The organism is Maribacter sp. HS (assembly GCF_048059195.1).
Classification (GTDB): domain Bacteria; phylum Bacteroidota; class Bacteroidia; order Flavobacteriales; family Flavobacteriaceae; genus Maribacter; species Maribacter dokdonensis.
Window position 1 is genome coordinate 150,534 of the sequence record NZ_JAYLVV010000003.1, and the last position, 20,126, is coordinate 170,659.

Sequence of the window (20,126 nt, forward strand, 5' to 3'; positions counted from 1 at the left end):
GACTTAAAAATAGATTACTTTTTTTTCTTAGCCTTGGCTTTTGTCTTTTTCTTTGGTGTTTTTTGTTCAATTAATTTCTGAGCTTCTTCCAACGACATTTTTGTAACATCTACCGTTTTAGCCAATTCAACCTTAATCTTGCCCTTAATAACATTATGGCGCCCCCATCTGGCCTTTTCTATGCGAATACCTTCTTCTTCCCAGTTTTGAACGACCTTATCTATTTCTTTTTGTTTTTTAACTTCAATAAGCTCAACAATATCGTCATTTGATAAGTTGTCAAAATCATACTTCTTATTAACGTTGATGAACATACCGTTCCATTTTATGAACGGACCAAACCTACCTACGCCTTTGGTAACCTCTTTTTCTTCATACATCGCAATTGGCGCGTCCGCTTTTTGCTTGGCAACTATTAATTCTATTGCTCTATCCATCTCTATTTCAAAGGCACTTTCCCCTTTATCCATAGAAATAAATTTATCGCCGAATTTTACATAAGGTCCAAATCTACCCACGTTGGCCAATACCTCTTCTCCTTCATAAACCCCTAATTTTCTAGGAAGCTTAAACAGATCCATTGCTTCTTCATAAGTAATGGTATTCAAAGATTGCTCTGGCAATAAACTGGCGAATGTTGGCTTCTCTTCATCATCTACGGTACCAATTTGAACCATTGGCCCGAATCTACCCAAACGTACAGAAACTTGTTTACCACTCTTAGGATCTTTACCTAAAATTCTTTCGCCACTTGCGCGATCCGCATTTTCTTCAACATCTACCACATTTGGATGAAAATCTTTATAAAAGTCTTTCATCATTTTCTTCCAATCTTCATCACCAGAAGCTATTTCATCGAAATCTTCTTCTACCTGTGCGGTAAAGTTGTAGTCTAATATATTGGCAAAATTACTTACCAAGAAATCGGTAACGATCATACCTATATCCGTAGGTACCATTTTTCCTTTGTCCGAACCTACATTTTCACTAAGGTTCTTTTCTTCTATTTTATTTGATGCTAATATCAATTGTTGATACTTACGTTCTGTACCCTCAATTGTACCTTTTTCCACATAACCTCTATTAAGGATCGTAGAAATTGTTGGGGCGTATGTAGATGGTCTACCAATGCCCAGCTCTTCTAGCTTTTTAACCAAAGAGGCTTCTGTAAATCTATATGGCGGTCTTGTAAAGCGTTCCGTCGCAGAGATAAAATTATTCAGCAAACGCTCACCTTCTTTCATGGCGGGCAACATACCTTCTTGTTCTTCGGCAACATCTTCATCATCCACGCCTTCCATATACACCTTTAAGAATCCGTCGAACTTTATCACCTCACCGTTCGCCGTGAATTCTTCTGAATGTTTATTGGTCTTGATCTTTACATTGGTACGCTCTAACTGTGCATCGCTCATTTGAGATGCAACCGTACGTTTCCATATTAAATCATATAACTTAGATTGATCACGTTCTAATGATGGGGACTGATTGCCCATATCAGTAGGCCTAATGGCCTCATGGGCTTCTTGCGCCCCTTTAGATTTACCGGTAAAATTTCTAGTCTCGCTATAAGATTCACCATAGTTCTTTATGATAGCTTCTTTTGCCGAGGCCAATGCTTCATTGGACAAGTTTACACTATCCGTTCTCATATAGGTAATTAAACCTGCTTCATATAAACGTTGTGCCACCTGCATGGTTCTACCCACAGAAAAATACAATTTCCTTGATGCCTCTTGCTGTAATGTTGATGTTGTAAACGGCGCTGAAGGCGATTTCTTTGCTGGTTTCTTATCTAATTTGCTTACCGAGAAATCTGCAGAAATATTCTTTTCTAAAAATGCCTTGGCCTCTTTTTCAGAAGCAAAGGTTTTATTCAGCTTGGCAGAAAACACACTACCTTCCTCAGTCTTAAATTCTGCAGCGATCTTAAATGATGCTTGTGGCTCAAACGCCTCAATATCCCTTTCTCGTTCTACGATCAACCTTACGGCTACAGATTGTACACGACCGGCAGAAAGACCTGGTTTAATTTTTTTCCAAAGTACCGGAGATAATTGATAACCTACCAAACGATCCAAAACTCGCCTAGCTTGTTGTGCATTTACAAGATTAAAGTTGATTTCTCGCGGATTCTCTATTGCCTTCTGAATTGCAGCCTTGGTTACAGAGTTAAAAACAATTCTTTTTGTTTTTTTCTTATCTAGCCCCAATTCTTCTGCCAAGTGCCACGAAATGGCTTCTCCCTCACGGTCCTCATCACTCGCAAGCCATATAGTTTCTGCTTTATCCGCAAGACCTTTTAGCTTTTTAACCAAAGCCTTCTTTTCTTTATCTACTATATATTTAGGGGTGAAATCATTCTCTACATCTACTCCCAACTCCTTAGAAGGTAAATCTGCAATGTGACCAAAGCTCGATTCTACCTTAAAATCCTTTCCCAAAAACTTCTCTATAGTCTTGGCCTTTGCAGGAGACTCAACAATTACTAAATTTTTCGCCATCAACCTTGTTTATACTTACAAATGTATACTAAAAATTATACTTTGAAATTTCAGGAATTTATTTTTTCCCATATTCCAACAGAGATACGCTCGTAATTTCATGAAATTCACAGCTATAAACAAACCAATTGCTCGCCTTCAACAGCTAAAGCTTACGAAATAAAAAGGGGAGGCTATAAATGCCTCCCCTTTTTTTTAACCATTTCATAATTTTACAGCTGTAATGTACTTAACAGCCTAATATCATTATTTACATATTCGTATTGATACAAGGTACCTTCTCCAATCATCAAAAGAGATGATGATAATGGTATAACATCATAAGCAACAATATCTTCAAAAGTGTTGATTAAAGATATATTAGGAGCATTGCTCTTGTCATACACTTTTAAACCAGCAGTACCGTCACAAACAAACAAGGTATCTCCTTTTATTCCCAAACCGTTTGGACCGACCATTGGATAAATCACTTTTAATTCTGGATTTTCCAAGTTGGACACATCTACAACGTAAAGGCCACTCTCCGCAGTGCCACAAAAATTACCGCCTTTTAACGTTACATATGCATAATCACCATCAACGACTACGGGATCACAGGCAGTACCGTGCCTAAATTCTGAAATAAACTCTGGCTTTTGAGGGTTTTCAATACTATAAATATACATGCCCTGTGAACCTCCGATAAATAGTATATCACCTTGATTATAAATAGTCTCAATATCCCAAGCTACTTGCACATCATCCAACACCTTTACATTTTCTACATCGGTAATATCAAATATGTTAATATCACTGTAATCTACCACGTATAGATAATTGCCAATAATCTTAAAACGAGCCAAAGAACCGCCCTGCCCTGTTGTTGGCGATTGATTATTAAAATTTTCGGCTACATCTGCAAAAACACAATCGTCGCAATCAAACCTGGCCTCATACTCCTTTATAGGGCGCCTTTCCACATTCACTTCCCACCCAACTACAATATCTTTATCATAGTCAATATCTCCGTATTCATAAAAATCGGCTTGTGGAAATTCTGTATTGAACATCCAAACATCATTATTATATATGGCATTGACAATACGACTGGTTAAGGTGATATCATTTATATCCGAAATATCGAAAATCACCAAATCACCATAGCTATCCGCATATATCTTATCGTTTTTAATAGATATATCATTATTGCCTTCCAATTTAATAAATGCGATAGGCTCTGGGTTTGAAGGATTTTGGTTATTTATGACATGAAAACCTTGATTTACATCATTCACAAAAATATAATCTCCGTAAGCGTATATCTTGCCTGAAGTCACAATGGGCACAGGTTCCGTAACGGCTACGGCTTCTGCCTTAAAAGAAACTGCATCTTGTAAAATTGGTCTAGCTACAAGGTAATCTTCATACGGTCCGTCATCATCACATGACACCAATACTGATGTGGCAATTACACACAAAACAAAAAAGAAATTTCTCATGGTCTTTAAATTTAAACGGTTGTACCCTATAGATTAAAGTTACCGCTAATAGTTGCGTTATCAACTAGTTAAATTTACGACACCTCATTAAAACCTACACCATCCTTATACATATAGTATGCAGGTACTTTACTCAACATTACAGTAAACAATACACCAATACAACATAAAACAAAACCCAATTGTGCCACAAACGACATCACCAATACCAGACCAAAAATGACCAGCCAATTTTTGTTGCCTAACGTAAAACTTGCCTTAACCATATCTAATGCTGACAGATTATTTGAGAACGCTAAAAAAGCGGGTAGTAATGACATAGGCACTATCAAATAGAACACACCTAACCCACAAGCAAGCCCACCTAAAAGTGAGAGTCCTAAAAGATATAAGGACAAAATGAATACTTTACCCAATCTACCTTCCTTAAAAAAATAAAAGTAGTCATCATTAGCAACCTCATCCATATCCTTTTGCTTACAAATCTTTAGAAAAGCCGCATTCAACGCCAACGCCATAGTGGTAATAGCCAACAGCAAAACAGGAAGCAAAATTACCATTGCAATGACCATCATTGGCGGAAGTTCATTCTGTTCCAGCGCTTCACGATCCGTAATTCCGGCAGCTATCATTGGCACGTAAAACAAAATATAAAATGGCAGTATTACTACAAATGTCAACAATAATGTAATGAAGCCTTGTAGCCACACTTTTTTAAAAAGTTCTATTGATCTGCTAAAAATGGTACCAAAGTCTAGATCTGGTCTACTTTGTATGTGCTGTGCAAGGTTTTCTAAATTCATAGGAGTAGTGGTTATTTTTAAAGTTAAATCTAAATAATTTATAAGCGCAAAGCTTAAACTATACCTAAATAATCATGTCATCTTGTCATATTTTTGATTATAATAGTATCTTTGCCATCCAAATTATTTTATACGCAACGTATTACAAAAATGGAGAAAACCATAGACGAAAATGTGCAGGGCACAACTTTGGTAGTAGAAGGAAAAGAGACGAACAAACGTAATCTTTATATTGAGAGTTACGGTTGTGCCATGAACTTTTCGGACAGTGAAATTGTAGCTTCTATACTAGCGACCGAAGGTTTTAACACCACCCAAACGTTAGAAGAAGCAGATTTAGTACTTGTAAATACATGTTCTATTAGAGATAAAGCTGAACAGACTATACGTAAAAGACTTACGGAATACAATAAAGTAAAAAAATCTAGACCCCATTTAAAAGTTGGTGTTCTTGGCTGTATGGCAGAAAGATTAAAAGACAAGCTTTTAGATGAAGAAAAAATAGTGGACATGGTCGTTGGACCAGATGCCTACAAAGATCTACCCAACTTGATTAAAGAAGTAGATTCTGGCAGAGATGCCGTTAACGTCATTCTTTCTAAAGATGAAACTTATGGTGATATTGCACCGGTTAGATTAAACACCAACGGCGTAACGGCTTTTGTATCTATCACCAGAGGATGCGATAATATGTGCACCTTTTGCGTAGTCCCTTTTACCAGAGGTAGGGAAAGAAGTAGAGACCCACAGTCCATTCTTGCCGAAATACAAGAGCTTTCGCAAAAGGGCTTTAAAGAAATTACATTACTTGGTCAAAATGTAGATAGTTATTTATGGTATGGCGGCGGACTTAAGAAAAATTTTGAAAATGCATCTGAAATGCAAAAAGCCACCGCTACCAATTTCTCTAAACTTTTAGATATGGTAGCACTTGCCTACCCTAAAATGCGTATACGTTTTTCAACATCCAACCCTCAAGATATGACCTTGGATGTTATAAAGACTATGGCGGCACATAAGAATATTTGCAACCATATTCACCTACCCGTTCAAAGTGGAAGCAATCGTATTCTAAAGGAAATGAACCGCTTACACACTATTGAAGAGTATTTTGAACTCATAGACAACATTAGAAAAATAATACCTGACTGCGCTATTTCCCAAGATATCATTAGCGGTTTTCCAACAGAAACAGAGGAAGACCATGCCGATACCTTAAAAGCGCTTGAATATGTAAAATATGACTTTGGTTATATGTACGCCTACTCTGAAAGACCGGGTACTTTAGCAGGTAGAAAAATGGAAGATGATGTTCCTGAACCTATAAAAAAGAGACGTCTTTCTGAAATTATAGCCCTACAAAGAAGCCACTGTCAATTTAGAACGGAAAAGCACGTAGGTAAAATTCAAGAAGTCCTGATCGAAGGAACCTCTAAAAAATCCGAAAATGAGTGGATGGGCAGAAACTTTCAAAGCACCGTGGTTGTTTTTCCTAAGGAAAACTACAAAATAGGGGATTTTGTAAATGTTCAAATCAATGATTGCACTTCAGCAACCTTAAAAGGTCTTGCTGTTGGGTATTCTGACAATAATTAACTTTTAGTAGCCATTTTATATGGAAAGCATACAAAGTATAAAACAACGTTTTGAAATTATTGGGCAAGACCCAAAATTGAATCGTGCTCTAGAAAAAGCAATGCAGGTTGCCGCAACAGACATTTCTGTTTTGGTTACCGGTGAAAGCGGTGTAGGTAAAGAATCGATCCCAAAAATTATTCATTCGCTTTCTCACAGAAAGCATGCTAAATATATTGCGGTCAACTGTGGAGCCATACCGGAAGGCACTATAGACAGTGAACTTTTTGGCCATGAAAAAGGTGCTTTTACAGGTGCAACACAAACCAGAAGTGGTTATTTTGAAGTTGCCGATGGCGGCACCATATTTTTAGATGAGGTTGGTGAGCTACCTTTAACCACACAGGTTCGTTTATTACGTGTATTGGAGAACGGAGAATTTTTAAAAGTTGGCTCCTCCCAAGTTCAAAAAACAGATGTACGCATTGTTGCCGCCACAAATGTTAATATGTTCGAGGCGATTAAAAAAGAACGCTTTCGCGAAGATCTTTATTACCGACTAAGTACCGTTGAAATCAACATACCACCTTTACGTGAACGCCAAGAAGATATTCATTTATTGTTCAGAAAATTTGCATCTGATTTTAGTCAGAAATACAAGATGCCCACGATCAGACTAGATGACCATGCCGTTTCCTTACTTACCAAATATAGGTGGCCGGGTAACATACGTCAGTTAAGAAATATTGCTGAACAAGTGTCTGTCCTTGAAGAAAACAGAGCCATTACAGCATCTACCCTGCACGGATATTTACCTAACAACAATACAAGTAATTTACCTGCGGTAGTTTCCAATTCTAAATCTGAAAGTGATTTCAGCAACGAAAGAGAAATCCTATACAAGGTTTTGTTCGATATGAAAGGTGACCTTAACGATCTTAAGAAGTTGACCATGGAGCTACTTAAGAACAATGATTCTCAAAAAGTTCAAAAAGAGAATGAAAACCTTATACGTAAAATCTATGGTAATGAAGATGATGAGGATGTTGATTTTGATCATGACACCCAAGATGACACTTCTTTAAACGTTCTGCACTTACCCGAACCCAAAAACGAAGAAGCATCTATTATTCAAGATTCTTACGAAGACAAATATCATTTTGCCGAAGAAATTCAAGAAGAAGAAACCCTATCTTTACAGGAGAAAGAGGTAGAATTGATTAAAAAGTCATTAGAAAGAAACAGAGGAAAAAGAAAGGCTGCCGCAACTGAGTTAGGTATTTCTGAGCGCACACTTTACCGCAAAATAAAACAATACGACCTTTAACATTAAATGAATCGCATTTCAATGAGATATCTTAAACAATCCATACTATACCTACTTCCTGTATTTTTATTTTTAAGTTGTGGTGTATACAATTTCACTGGCGGAAATGTGGGTGAAGCAAAAACCTTTAAGGTCAATTATTTTCAAAATTATGCCACTCAAAGTCCTGGTTCTACTTTTGAACCTGGTATGGATAGAGACTTCACACTTGCATTGCAAGATAGAATTCAAAACCAAACCAGTTTAGAATTGATAAGTACGGGCAATCCAGATTTACTATACGAGGGTGAAATTACAGAATATAAAATTTCACCAATGTCTGCAACTGCAGCGCAAACAGCAGCGCAAAACAGACTTTCTATACGGGTTAAAGTCAGGTTTTATAATCAGTTGAAAGAAGATGCCGCGTTTGACCAAAGCTTTTCTTTCTTTTACGACTACCCTGCAGACACACAGTTAGCAACTATAAAAAGTGAAGCCCACGAGGTAATTTTTGAAAGACTAACCCAAGATATTTTCAACGCCTCTTTGGCAGACTGGTAATTACATGAACGTTAAGGACTTTACATATTTTCTAGAAAACCCTACCAAAGTGGTAGAACCCATTCATACCAAACATTTAGAAGATATTATAGCCGAGTATCCTTATTTTCAAGCTGCACGGGCACTTCACTTAAAAGGACTCAAAAACTTAAACAGCTACAAATACAACAAGGCTCTAAAAGCAACGGCTGCTTTTACGACAGATAGAGATGTGCTTTTTGATTTCATTACATCTAGAGACTTTTTACAATATGATACAGCTACGGCAACTATTGCCGAAATTGAGGTCAATAACGCCATTGAAGTTCAAGAAGAAAATAAAGACCTAACAATAGTTCATTCAACTGAAACTAAAGAAAACACAGATTCTCTTGACATTTCTGATGAAGTTATAACCACAAATGAAAGTAGCCTTACCGAAGAAACTGCAGAACTGAATGCCACCATTGAAGAAGCACCCACCCCTTCTTTAATTACACCATCTCAAGACAACCCCCTACCACAAGACGAAAAAGATGCAGAGCAAATTTTGGACCCGGAGTTGTTTCAATCTAAAAACCCAAATAATACCGAAGAAGAAAATGCGCTTGATATTGGTAAACCTTTAACTTTTGATGCCAAAGAGAAGTATTCTTTCTCAGAATGGTTAAACCTTGCCTCCAAAAAACCTTTAGAAAAATCAGTTGAAGAAGATTCCACTCCTACAAAAGAGGACCGCACCAAAAAGCAACAAACGGTTATTGCAGAAAACAAGGTAGAGACAGGAAGCCAAAATACAGACAGTGTCAAAGAAAAAAAGACAACAGATAAACCTGTAAAAAAACCAAGGGTAAAAAACGAGTCCATCAAAAAGAAATATGACCGTATTGACAAGTTCATAGCTTCCAACCCTAAAATTGTACCTACGGAACAAAGTACAACCATAGACATTTCACAGTCATCTACCATTAACCAGAACGAGCTAATGACAGAGACTTTAGCAAGGGTTTACCTGGAACAAAAAAAGTATAAAAACGCTATTCAGGCCTACAAAATTTTAAGTTTGAAATATCCAGAAAAAAGTAGTTTCTTTGCAGACCGAATTAAGGCGGTAGAAAAATTACGAAAAGATAATAAATAATTTAGAATGAGTACATTTTCAATTTTCCTAATACTTATCATAGTCGTTTGCTTGTTGTTGGTATTAGTGATCATGGTACAGAACCCAAAAGGTGGCGGACTTTCCTCTTCTTTTGGCGGAGGTGGAAACCAAGTAGTTGGCGGAGTAAAAAAAACAGGTGACTTTTTAGATAAGAGTACGTGGACGCTAGCTGGTTTATTAATAGTTTTAATTTTAGCATCTAACATTGCACTTAAAGGCAATTTTGGCGATGCAGATTCTAAATTATTACAAGGTGACGACATTGAAACCGTAGTTCCTGAAACATTACCTGAAGAGGTAACACCACCAGTAACAAATGAAGCTACGCCTTCAGATAGTTTATAGACTACACACTACAATATATTTAAAATGCCAGCTTATGACAAGCTGGCATTTTTTGTTTACAATTTGTCAGTAAAAAGGCAATGGCATAATTTCTGCCTTTACATATGCACAAAACTAAAAATCAATTTAAAAATTAATAATTATGGCTAAAGTTAATATCAAACCATTGGCAGACCGAGTTCTTATTGAGCCAATGGCAGCTGAGACTAAAACTGCATCTGGACTTTACATTCCTGATACCGCAAAAGAAAAACCACAGAAAGGTAAAGTTGTTGCTGTGGGTCCTGGTACAAAAGATGACAGTGTTACCGTTAAAGTTGGAGATACAGTTCTTTACGGAAAGTACGCCGGTACCGAATTAAAATTAGAAGGTACGGACTACTTGATGATGAGAGAGAGTGATATTCTAGCTATTATCTAAAAATAGCATTTGGCTTGGGCATAAAACCTAAGACCTTTTAATTTTCACGAAATAGATAATTAATAATTTTAATGACCTAAGACATATCATTGGGTCAAAATTTAAACAACAAATAAAAATGGCAAAAGATATTAAGTTTGATATAGATGCTAGAGACGGCCTTAAAAGAGGTGTTGATGCATTGGCAAACGCAGTAAAAGTAACATTAGGACCAAAAGGTAGAAACGTTATTATCAGCAAATCATTCGGAGCTCCACAAGTAACCAAAGATGGTGTTACCGTAGCAAAAGAAATTGAATTAGAGAATCCATTAGAAAACATGGGTGCTCAAATGGTAAAAGAAGTTGCTTCTAAAACCAATGATTTAGCAGGTGACGGTACTACTACCGCTACCGTTCTTGCTCAAGCTATCGTAAAAGAAGGCTTAAAGAACGTTGCTGCAGGTGCAAACCCTATGGATTTAAAGAGAGGTATTGATAAGGCTGTTGAAGCTATCGTTGCCGATTTAGCCAAACAATCTAAAAAAGTAGGTGATTCTTCCGAGAAAATTAAACAAGTTGCTTCTATTTCTGCCAACAACGATGAAACTATTGGTGATTTGATCGCTCAAGCTTTCGGTAAAGTTGGTAAAGAAGGTGTAATTACCGTTGAAGAAGCCAAAGGAACAGATACTTACGTTGATGTTGTTGAAGGTATGCAGTTTGACAGAGGATATCTTTCTCCTTACTTTGTTACCGATTCAGAAAAAATGGTATCTGAATTAGACAGCCCATACATCTTGTTGTTCGACAAGAAAATTTCTTCAATGAAAGACTTATTACCAGTATTGGAGCCAGTAGCTCAATCTGGTAAGCCATTATTGATAATAGCTGAAGATGTCGATGGTGAAGCATTGGCTACATTGGTAGTGAACAAATTAAGAGGTTCTTTAAAAATTGCTGCCGTTAAAGCTCCAGGTTTTGGTGACAGAAGAAAGGCAATGTTAGAAGATATCGCAATTTTAACAGGTGGTACGGTTATTTCTGAAGAAAGAGGTTTCTCTTTAGACAACACTACTTTAGACATGCTAGGTACTTGCGAAAAAGTGCAGATAGACAAAGACAACACTACGATTGTTAATGGTGGCGGTGTTGCAAAAGATATCAAAACTAGAGTTAACCAGATCAAATCTCAAATAGAGACAACTACCTCTGATTATGATAAGGAAAAACTTCAAGAGCGTTTGGCTAAATTAGCCGGTGGTGTTGCCGTACTTTATGTTGGTGCTGCTTCTGAAGTTGAAATGAAAGAGAAAAAAGATAGAGTTGATGATGCTTTACACGCTACAAGAGCAGCCGTTGAAGAAGGTATTGTTGCCGGTGGTGGTGTTGCATTGGTAAGAGCAAAATCTGTTCTTTCTAAAGTGTCAACCGATAATGAAGATGAGGCTACAGGTCTACAAATTGTAGCTCGTGCCATTGAAGCTCCTTTAAGAACTATCGTTTCTAACGCAGGTGGTGAAGGTTCAGTAGTTATCGCCAAAATACTTGAAGGTAAAGGTGATTATGGATACGATGCCAAGTCTGAAAAGTATGTTGAAATGATGAAAGCAGGTATTATCGATCCTAAGAAAGTAACTAGAGTAGCATTAGAAAATGCAGCTTCTGTTTCTGGAATGATCCTTACTACTGAATGTGCTTTAACAGATATTAAAGAAGATGCTCCAGCTATGCCTCCAATGGGTGGCGGTGGCGGAATGCCAGGCATGATGTAAAAGCCCCTAAATCCCCAAAGGGGACTTTAAAATTTAAACCGCTCTTGAAATATCAAGAGCGGTTTTTTTCATTTTAAATATGAGCAACAAAAAAACCACCTTCTTTATTTACAGAAGGTGGTTTTCATGTCCAAAACAGTATGCCTTCTAAAGGCAATAACTAGACTACTTCTTTCTAGGAGCAGCTTTTGGAGCAGCCTTTTTACCAGCTTTTGCCGGTGCAGGCTTTGCAGCTGGTTTCCCTGCTGATTTTGCTTGTGCCATTGGTATAGAATTTAAAAATAAATCTATAGCTAATGTATTTCAGATTTTGATCGGTGATTATTTTGTTGGCAAAAGATTAACTAAAATTTCACCCATTTTTTTCTTTTCAAAACCTCACTCTAAACCAAGCAATTATCTAGTTACCATCATGATGTTGACCATCATCAGAATTGTCTTCCCTATATCTACAACAAGGATGCACACTATTATAAGCTTCTTCTGTTGCTTTTAATTCTTTGGTATCATGACCAACGGCAACGATAGCCGTTTTTATTTTCATTGCATCGGTTTTGCGCTCATCCATTATAATATCTAACTGGTGCGTTGGTATGCTCCAATTTGCATACTTTACCCCTTTCACATTCAGCGCAGCTTCTTCAATACGCTCTTTACACATGGCGCATTTACCATTGACATCAAATGTCATTTTCTTATTCTTCTCTTGTGCATAGGTTATCACGGCAATTAGCATCATTGCAATTGATAAAATAGTTGTTTTCATAGTATGTATATTAATTGATAAATTAAATTTTAAATCTAAAGCCTGCATAGAACATTCTACCCATAATTGGCGCAAACACTATTGTAGTATCAAAATTTGGACCAAACGGATCATCTGCCCCTAAAACAGGGTTGTCTTGCTGTACATCAGAAAGGTTTTCACCTCCTACATATACCTCAACACTTTTTGAGAACACCTTGGTAATTTGAGCATTCATATGGTTATAAGGCGATGAATACTCAGCCAACTGGTACGCTACTGGGTTGCTACTTGTATCTGGTAGTCTTTTCTTACCCATACTATGCAAGGTATAATCAAATTTCCACTGAGATTCGTTCTCCTTGGCTTCGGTTTCATACCCTAAATTAACAAAAAATCGATGTTGCGCCAGTAAGGGTTTTTGAAGGTTTCCGCTCCTATAGTCTGTTGATACATCATAGAATTTATATGATGTTCTTAAGTCTAAACGTGGCAATAGTTCATAATTCACCTCAACCTGAAAACTCTTGGCACTACTATCACCATCCAAATTGTAGAAAGAAACTTCCTGAGGGTTCTCCCAATCTACTACTACCTGATTCTTAAAATCAGTGATGTAATAATCTAAAGTAATATCACCTTTTTTGTTCAAGAAATTAAATCCTTGTAAAAAACTTATTCCATAATTCCATGCATCTTCCGGCTCCAAACCATAAACTTCACCATCTGTACTGGCAATATTGACGGTTCTTGCAGAGCCAAATAGCTGCTGATTCTCGGCAAAAATATTGGCAGCCCTTTTACCTCTACCAAAAGACCCCCGTAAACTTCCTTTTTCCCATGGTGTATATCTAATGTGAAATCTAGGTGTCACAAATGTTCCCAATCTATTATGATTATCTACACGTAAACCTGCGGTTAAACTCACTTTTTCTAAATTCTCATAACTGTACTCCATAAATGCACCTACAGAATTATCTACTCTAGAGTAATCTGTTGCCGACACCAATTCATCATAGCCATCGTAGGCGAAAGTAATACCAGTTTTGAACTTATTTCTAGTATCACCTATAATGGAATTGAATATGAGGTTGCTATACAAACTTTCATGGTTAATATCATAGGTTCTAAATCCAAAGTAGGAATCTTGTTTATGCAAACTGTAAGAAGTTTGAAAACCCAGACTTTGAAAAGGCAATTCCGGAAAAACATAACCTAACTTAATTGACGTATCAAACCGGCGGGTATTGATTTCACTTCCCCACACTTCGGCTTCGCTCAGTGCAGAAACTTCAGCTACGCTCAGTGACCTATTTCCACCATCTACTCTATCCGTATCTGGCTCAAAATCCACTTGCCCTACTTGTTTTTCATCATTCAAAAAACGAATATTGAAGAAACTAACCCATCCTTTTTCGGCATCTTGATATTGCCATCTGTTCATTACATTTATTTGCTTACCCAAGGGTGCATCTAAAAATCCGTCATTATTGTCATCCTCTTTTTGCGTTCTGGTATTACCATGAACAAAAAGCCCTGTGCTCAACTTTTCCGTTAGCTTTCTATTGAAATGGGTATTCAATTCATAACGCCCATTTTGATTTACATATCCATTTACAAATACGGCATTATCGGTTAACGGCTTTACGAGCTCTGTATTTATTTGCCCTGAAATACTTTCATAGCCATTAACAACACTACCAGCCCCTTTGGATATTTGAATACTTTCTATCCACGTACCTGGTGTAAACGTTAAGCCATAAGCCTGCGATGCACCGCGCACCATTGGAATATTTTCTTGGGTTATCAATAAATACGGACTGGTTAAACCCAACATTTCAATTTGCTTAGTTCCCGTTAGCCCATCGGACAGGTTTACGTCTATAGCCGGATTGGTTTCAAAACTTTCCGCTAAATTACAACAGGCCGCTTTTAACAGCTCATCGCTGTTTACCGTAATCACATTCTGCGGACTAAAATAGGTTTTCTGAATAGCATCACGCTCTTGTTGCACCACCACCTCATCTAGCTCATTTGAAGGCTTTAAACCAATACGAATTGTCTTAAGTTCATTTATAACCAACGTATCACTTTCAAAACCTACATAACTAATAATTAATTTATTATGCCCTCTTAAATAAGGTATGGAAAATTCACCATCAAAATTAGTTACCACTCCCGTTTGGGAATCTTGCCAATACACATTGGCACCAGAAAGACCAAGCGCATTTGAGCCTTCTGAATCTAAGACCACACCGTCCACCTTTTCTTGTTCTTGCGAAAATATAAAAGCAGGCAGCATAGCCGTTATTAGTATTACTATATATTTATTCATTATTTTTTATTCGAAGTATTTCATTTCATTTATTCCCTAATCTGTGCATCCTGTACACTAAGACATAAAATTTAAATATTGAGACCATGCCACCTACATGAGTTCCAGCAAGGAATATTTAACTTTTAACGGGTATCTACCATTTATGACATGGCATTAAATACCATTATCTCTTGGAATCATATTAAAAAAACTTCGTGAAGAATATGTAAATCCTCTGTGAGTATAGGAGGAGGATTTACATTACAAAGAATATCATATTCCGTTTCTACAAACAAGCCTACATAGGTACTTGCATAAGAATATAAAAATATCTTTATGGGAAAATCTAAATCTGTTTCATGATAAGTCAAATCATCTTGCCCTTGCATGGTAAACACTTCATTATCACAACAAGGCTTTTTATCTTCAATTGGCTCATCACTTGTTGACATAGCATCTAATCCCAAACAACAATCATCTGCATGTGTAAATACACCAACATCCATAACACGCCCCATACAAAGATGCTTCTCTACTGTCCACGAAATAGTGGATAACAACAACAGAAATACCATTGTCAAGGAAAACAGCTTATGAAACAAATTTTTCATGACTACAAAGTTACAGATTATAAAAAATTAAAAATCACATATTTAATGAAATTTAGTACAAGACATTAAATCCCTAGTAATTTCATTAAGAAATATTGCAAAACATATACGATAAAATCTTTTTTCAAGTTAAAAGCACTGAACACATTAACGTAATAACCAATAACTAAATTTTTAACAATTATGAAAAAACAATTAAAAACCACTTTTCTTATTTGCACTATTGCGCTTTTTATAGGTAGTTGTAGTTCAGACGACGGATCTGTTTTTGACACCCCAATACCAGATAACACTGGCGGTGATGATGGCGATGACACTAATGAACCGGAGGTAGCAACAATAGTTTTCAATGAGGCCGTACCTTCATCTAACATAACTTCTGCCTCTGCTAGCGGAGAAGCGGGCACGAATGTAACCGGTAGGGTTATTTTTACCTCAGATGCCACTACTCAACGTAGAATGTATATTACACAAAATTACTTAGGTCAAGGTGAAATGCCTTTTAGTTCTTTTGATTTGGAAAGTGATGATCTTGACAAAGCACTGAAAGCAGACGGCTCTATAGATTTAGATGGCGCCACCAAGAAAGAAATAGATTTTTCATTTCCACTTCCTGTACCAGATATTGAAAACGGTGAAATTGTTTATTCATTTTGGACCACTACAGGCAAAGGAGATTTTCGAGATAGCTCAAAAAGATTGGCATTAGGAGTAGGTCAAATTACAGTTACCGTAGGTACAGGCGCAAACCCTGTAGCTGCAGTTAGGGAATTTACGGATATTAAACTATTTGCCCCTGCACAAGATGGATCAACGGAATCTTTCTTTTCCCTATTAAATGAAACTGTATATAGAATTGATGTGGGACCTGAGTTTAGAGCTTTCTGGGATTTTGGATATTACTACGGTGCTTCCGGTGCCTCTGCAGAAGACAACGCTTCTTTTGCTTCAACGGAACAATATGATGCTTCATTTGGATTTGATGTTGAAGGACTTAAACCTGGCGCAGAGGAAGAGAATGCCGCTACCGAAACATTGAACCAAATGTTTTTTGCAACTTCTACAACAATAGATGTCGCAGCATTTGACGCAATAGCCTTAAACAGTGAATTAAATTTTATCACAAGTTCTAGCGCCCAAAAAATCACGAACTTAAGTGTAGGCGATATTATTGAATTTGTAGATAACTACGGTAAAAAAGGTTTAATTAAAATTACAGCCATAGAACCTGGCTTCAACAATAACGACTTTATTGAATTCGATGTAAAGATTCAACCATAATCTTAAATCATAATCAAATAGTTAAAAAGAGGATGTTTAAATACATCCTCTTTTTTTGTTTTAGAGTCTATTGTTACACAATAACAATATGTATTTTTGTCAAAAAAAGGTATGTTCAATTTATTGCGCCCTCAAGTAAGCTCCATTATAGACTCAAACAAAACTCCAGATGCAAAAATGCTAGCCATTTGTGAACTTCTAAAAGCCGAAGTACCACATTATGATTGGGTAGGGTTTTATTTTAAAAACGGGGACAAGCGCGAGCTAAAACTAGGCCAATACGCCGGTGCACCAACAGACCATACCATTATTCCTTTTGGCAAAGGCATTTGCGGGCAGGTTGCAGAAAGTAATGAAAATTTTGTGGTACCTGACGTTCAAGCACAAGACAACTATATAGCCTGCAGTATTACCGTGAAATCAGAAATAGTTATACCCTTATTTTTAAATGGCGAAAACATTGGGCAAATAGACATAGATTCTAACACTCCAGACCCATTTACAAAGGCAGATGAGACCTTTTTGGAATTCGTTAATTTTGAAGTAGCCAAAATTCTTTAAAACTTTAGGGTTTTTGTTGATAAACTACGCCATTTTGTAACCGCAAAAAAATTACTTTTGCTTGCTTATTAAAAACATTTAAGCATCATACAATGAGCAGTGTAAAAAAAGCGTCTTCAGCCTTAATTTCAGTTTTTCATAAAGACGGATTAGAGCCGATAGTAAGAAAATTTCAAGAATTAGGAATCACTATTTACTCCACTGGAGGAACCGAAAAATTCATCACTGATTTAGGAATAGACGTTGTTCCCGTAGAGGATGTAACAAGCTACCCTTCTATTTTAGGAGGAAGAGTTAAAACTTTACACCCAAAAGTATTTGGCGGTATTTTAAACAGACAGGATAACGAAAGTGATGTTGCACAGTTGGCAGAGTTCGAAATTCCGCAAATAGACATTGTTATTGTGGATCTGTATCCGTTTGAAAAAACGGTTGCCAGTGGTGCTTCTGAGCAAGATATCATTGAGAAGATAGATATAGGTGGTATTTCGCTTATACGTGCCGCAGCCAAGAACTTTAAAGATGTTACTTGCGTTTCCTCTATGGAGGATTATGCTGATTTTCTTGAAGTGATTTCTGCGGATAACGGAAACATTAGCCTAGAGGATAGAAAGCGTTTTGCCGCTAAATCTTTCAATGTTTCCTCCCACTACGATACTGCTATTTTCAATTATTTCAACCAAAACCATGATTTAGCCGCGCTTAAAGTCAGTGAAACTTCCGGTAAGGTTTTACGCTACGGAGAAAACCCTCACCAAAAAGGATTCTTCTTTGGTGATTTTGATGCAATGTTCTCCAAGCTTCACGGTAAAGAATTATCATATAACAATCTATTGGATGTTGATGCAGCTGTAAACTTAATGCTAGAGTTTAAAAATGACGCACCAACCTTTGCTATTTTAAAACATAACAATGCTTGCGGACTAGCACAAAGAGACACTTTGCACCAAGCTTATGTAGACGCTTTAGCCGGTGACCCCGTATCTGCTTTTGGCGGTGTTTTAATCAGTAACAAAGAAATTGATAAGGCTACAGCAGAGGAAATACATAAATTATTCTGCGAGGTAGTTATAGCTCCAAGCTACAATGCTGAGGCATTGGAAATTTTAAAAGGAAAGAAAAACAGAATCATCTTGATCCAAAATGAAGTTGACATGCCAGAAATGCAAGTAAGAACTTGTTTAAACGGTATGCTTCTTCAAGAAAAAGATCATAAAACAGATGCTATTGCTGACCTTACGAATGCAACTACCACTAAACCTACCGATCAAGAGTTAGAAGATCTAATTTTTGCATCAAAACTTTGTAAGCATACAAAATCCAATACCATTGTTTTAGCCAAAAACAAACAACTTTGCGCAAGTGGTACCGGTCAAACCAGTAGAGTAGATGCCTTAAACCAAGCAATACACAAAGCAGAGTCTTTTAATTTTGACCTTAAAGGTGCGGTTATGGCAAGTGATGCATTCTTCCCGTTCCCAGACTGTGTTGAAATTGCCGATAAAGCAGGAATCACCAGTGTAATACAACCAGGTGGATCCATAAAAGACCAATTAAGCATAGATTATTGCAACGAACACAAAATTTCAATGGTGATGACAGGCACACGTCATTTCAAGCATTAATTTCATTACTTTTGTCGATGAAATACACCCTTTTATCTAAAATTTAAACATCACATATGGGATTTTTTGATTTCTTGACCGAGGAAATAGCTATAGATTTAGGTACAGCGAACACCCTTATAATTCATAATGACAAGGTAGTTGTTGACAGTCCGTCAATAGTTGCTAGAGATAGAATTAGCGGTAAAATCATTGCAGTTGGTAAAGAAGCCAACATGATGCAAGGAAAGACCCATGAAAATATCAAAACTATTAGACCATTGAAAGATGGTGTAATAGCTGATTTTGACGCTTCTGAGAAAATGTTGATGATGTTTATTAAGAACATTCCGGCATTAAAGAAAAAATGGTTTCCACCAGCATTGCGTTTAGTTATTTGTATTCCTAGTGGAATTACAGAAGTAGAAATGCGTGCCGTAAAAGAATCTGCAGAACGTGTTAACGGTAAAGAGGTGTATTTGATCCACGAACCAATGGCAGCAGCTATTGGTATAGGTTTAGACATTATGCAACCAAAAGGTAACATGATTGTTGATATAGGGGGTGGTACTACTGAAATTGCCGTAATTGCACTTGGTGGTATTGTTTGTGATAAGTCTGTTAAAATTGCAGGTGATGTATTTACCAACGACATTATTTATTACATGCGCACCCAACACAACCTTTATGTAGGTGAAAGTACTGCAGAAGCCATTAAAATAGAAATAGGTTCGGCAACCGAAGACCTACAATCTCCGCCAGATGAGAAGTCGGTTCAGGGACGCGATCTTTTAACAGGAAAGCCAAAACAAGTTCAAATTTCATATAGAGAAATAGCTAAAGCTCTTGACAAATCTATTTTGCGTGTAGAAGATGCGGTAATGGAAACATTATCCCAAACTCCACCAGAATTAGCTGCCGATATTTACAATACAGGTATTTATCTTGCCGGTGGTGGCTCTATGCTACGTGGTCTGGATAGAAGGCTATCACAAAAAACCGATCTACCTGTGTATATCGCGGAAGATCCTTTACGTGCAGTTGTTCGTGGTACCGGTATTGCATTAAAAAATCTAGAACGCTATAAGAGTATATTGATCAAGTAAGAAGTTCTTTT

17 protein-coding genes are annotated in these 20,126 nt (G+C 36.9%); 11 read left to right on the forward strand and 6 right to left on the reverse strand.

Annotated features, from left to right (window positions below; translation table 11 throughout):
* Positions 1-14: 14 nt before the first annotated feature.
* From topA to VBZ51_RS05790, 3 genes are all read right to left on the reverse strand, one after another.
* A complete protein-coding gene (topA, locus tag VBZ51_RS05780) occupies positions 15-2,504 on the reverse strand; it encodes a type I DNA topoisomerase (protein WP_074670025.1) in 2,490 nt (829 codons plus the stop codon).
* Positions 2,505-2,716: 212 nt separating this feature from the next.
* Entirely contained in the window at positions 2,717-3,982 is a 1,266-nt protein-coding gene (locus tag VBZ51_RS05785) for an LVIVD repeat-containing protein (protein ID WP_416576347.1), read from the reverse strand.
* A 74-nt stretch (positions 3,983-4,056) separates the two neighbouring features.
* Positions 4,057-4,785 (reverse strand): hypothetical protein, encoded by a 729-nt coding sequence (locus tag VBZ51_RS05790; protein ID WP_416576348.1) that lies wholly within the window; start codon positions 4,783-4,785, stop codon positions 4,057-4,059.
* 150 nt (positions 4,786-4,935) lie between these two features.
* On the opposite strand from VBZ51_RS05790, the gene miaB reads away from it, so the two are divergent.
* From miaB to groL, 7 genes are all read left to right on the forward strand, one after another.
* Complete coding sequence (miaB, locus tag VBZ51_RS05795; protein WP_416576734.1) at positions 4,936-6,381, forward strand: tRNA (N6-isopentenyl adenosine(37)-C2)-methylthiotransferase MiaB; 1,446 nt, start codon at positions 4,936-4,938, stop codon at positions 6,379-6,381.
* A gap of 19 nt (positions 6,382-6,400) precedes the next feature.
* On the forward strand, positions 6,401-7,687 hold the full coding sequence (locus VBZ51_RS05800) for a sigma-54 interaction domain-containing protein (RefSeq protein ID WP_416576349.1): 1,287 nt from the start codon (positions 6,401-6,403) through the stop codon (positions 7,685-7,687).
* A 21-nt stretch (positions 7,688-7,708) separates the two neighbouring features.
* The gene (locus VBZ51_RS05805) at positions 7,709-8,230 is read left to right on the forward strand and encodes an LptE family protein (protein WP_058105067.1); all 522 of its coding nucleotides are present in this window, start codon (positions 7,709-7,711) and stop codon (positions 8,228-8,230) included.
* 4 nt (positions 8,231-8,234) lie between these two features.
* Positions 8,235-9,350: a hypothetical protein gene (locus VBZ51_RS05810; protein WP_416576350.1), complete on the forward strand. Its 1,116-nt coding sequence runs from the start codon at positions 8,235-8,237 to the stop codon at positions 9,348-9,350.
* Between the two features lie 6 nt (positions 9,351-9,356).
* Positions 9,357-9,716 carry a preprotein translocase subunit SecG gene (gene secG / locus VBZ51_RS05815; RefSeq protein WP_058105065.1) on the forward strand — a complete coding sequence of 120 codons (360 nt, stop codon included), beginning with the start codon at positions 9,357-9,359 and terminating at the stop codon, positions 9,714-9,716.
* 142 nt (positions 9,717-9,858) lie between these two features.
* Positions 9,859-10,137, forward strand: a complete 279-nt coding sequence (locus VBZ51_RS05820) for a co-chaperone GroES (RefSeq protein ID WP_036156781.1) — start codon at positions 9,859-9,861, stop codon at positions 10,135-10,137.
* A gap of 118 nt (positions 10,138-10,255) precedes the next feature.
* Positions 10,256-11,890 (forward strand): chaperonin GroEL, encoded by a 1,635-nt coding sequence (gene groL, locus VBZ51_RS05825; RefSeq protein ID WP_058105064.1) that lies wholly within the window; start codon positions 10,256-10,258, stop codon positions 11,888-11,890.
* Between the two features lie 400 nt (positions 11,891-12,290).
* On the opposite strand, the gene VBZ51_RS05830 is transcribed toward groL, so the two are convergent.
* The 3 genes from VBZ51_RS05830 to VBZ51_RS05840 form a co-directional block, all read right to left on the reverse strand.
* Complete coding sequence (locus VBZ51_RS05830) at positions 12,291-12,656, reverse strand: heavy-metal-associated domain-containing protein (protein ID WP_058105147.1); 366 nt, start codon at positions 12,654-12,656, stop codon at positions 12,291-12,293.
* A gap of 22 nt (positions 12,657-12,678) precedes the next feature.
* Positions 12,679-14,970 (reverse strand): TonB-dependent receptor, encoded by a 2,292-nt coding sequence (locus VBZ51_RS05835; RefSeq protein ID WP_416576351.1) that lies wholly within the window; start codon positions 14,968-14,970, stop codon positions 12,679-12,681.
* Positions 14,971-15,149: 179 nt separating this feature from the next.
* On the reverse strand, positions 15,150-15,563 hold the full coding sequence (locus VBZ51_RS05840; RefSeq protein ID WP_416576352.1) for an HYC_CC_PP family protein: 414 nt from the start codon (positions 15,561-15,563) through the stop codon (positions 15,150-15,152).
* Between the two features lie 183 nt (positions 15,564-15,746).
* Between VBZ51_RS05840 and VBZ51_RS05845 the strand changes: the two genes are divergently transcribed.
* The 4 genes from VBZ51_RS05845 to VBZ51_RS05860 all read left to right on the forward strand — a co-directional run bounded on the left by VBZ51_RS05845 (position 15,747) and on the right by VBZ51_RS05860 (position 20,115).
* On the forward strand, positions 15,747-16,844 hold the full coding sequence (locus VBZ51_RS05845; RefSeq protein ID WP_416576353.1) for a hypothetical protein: 1,098 nt from the start codon (positions 15,747-15,749) through the stop codon (positions 16,842-16,844).
* Positions 16,845-16,955: 111 nt separating this feature from the next.
* Positions 16,956-17,405 carry a GAF domain-containing protein gene (locus VBZ51_RS05850; protein ID WP_058105061.1) on the forward strand — a complete coding sequence of 150 codons (450 nt, stop codon included), beginning with the start codon at positions 16,956-16,958 and terminating at the stop codon, positions 17,403-17,405.
* A 92-nt stretch (positions 17,406-17,497) separates the two neighbouring features.
* The gene (gene purH / locus VBZ51_RS05855) at positions 17,498-19,030 is read left to right on the forward strand and encodes a bifunctional phosphoribosylaminoimidazolecarboxamide formyltransferase/IMP cyclohydrolase (protein WP_058105060.1); all 1,533 of its coding nucleotides are present in this window, start codon (positions 17,498-17,500) and stop codon (positions 19,028-19,030) included.
* A gap of 56 nt (positions 19,031-19,086) precedes the next feature.
* Positions 19,087-20,115, forward strand: a complete 1,029-nt coding sequence (locus tag VBZ51_RS05860; protein WP_027066022.1) for a rod shape-determining protein — start codon at positions 19,087-19,089, stop codon at positions 20,113-20,115.
* The last annotated feature ends 11 nt before the right edge of the window (positions 20,116-20,126 follow it).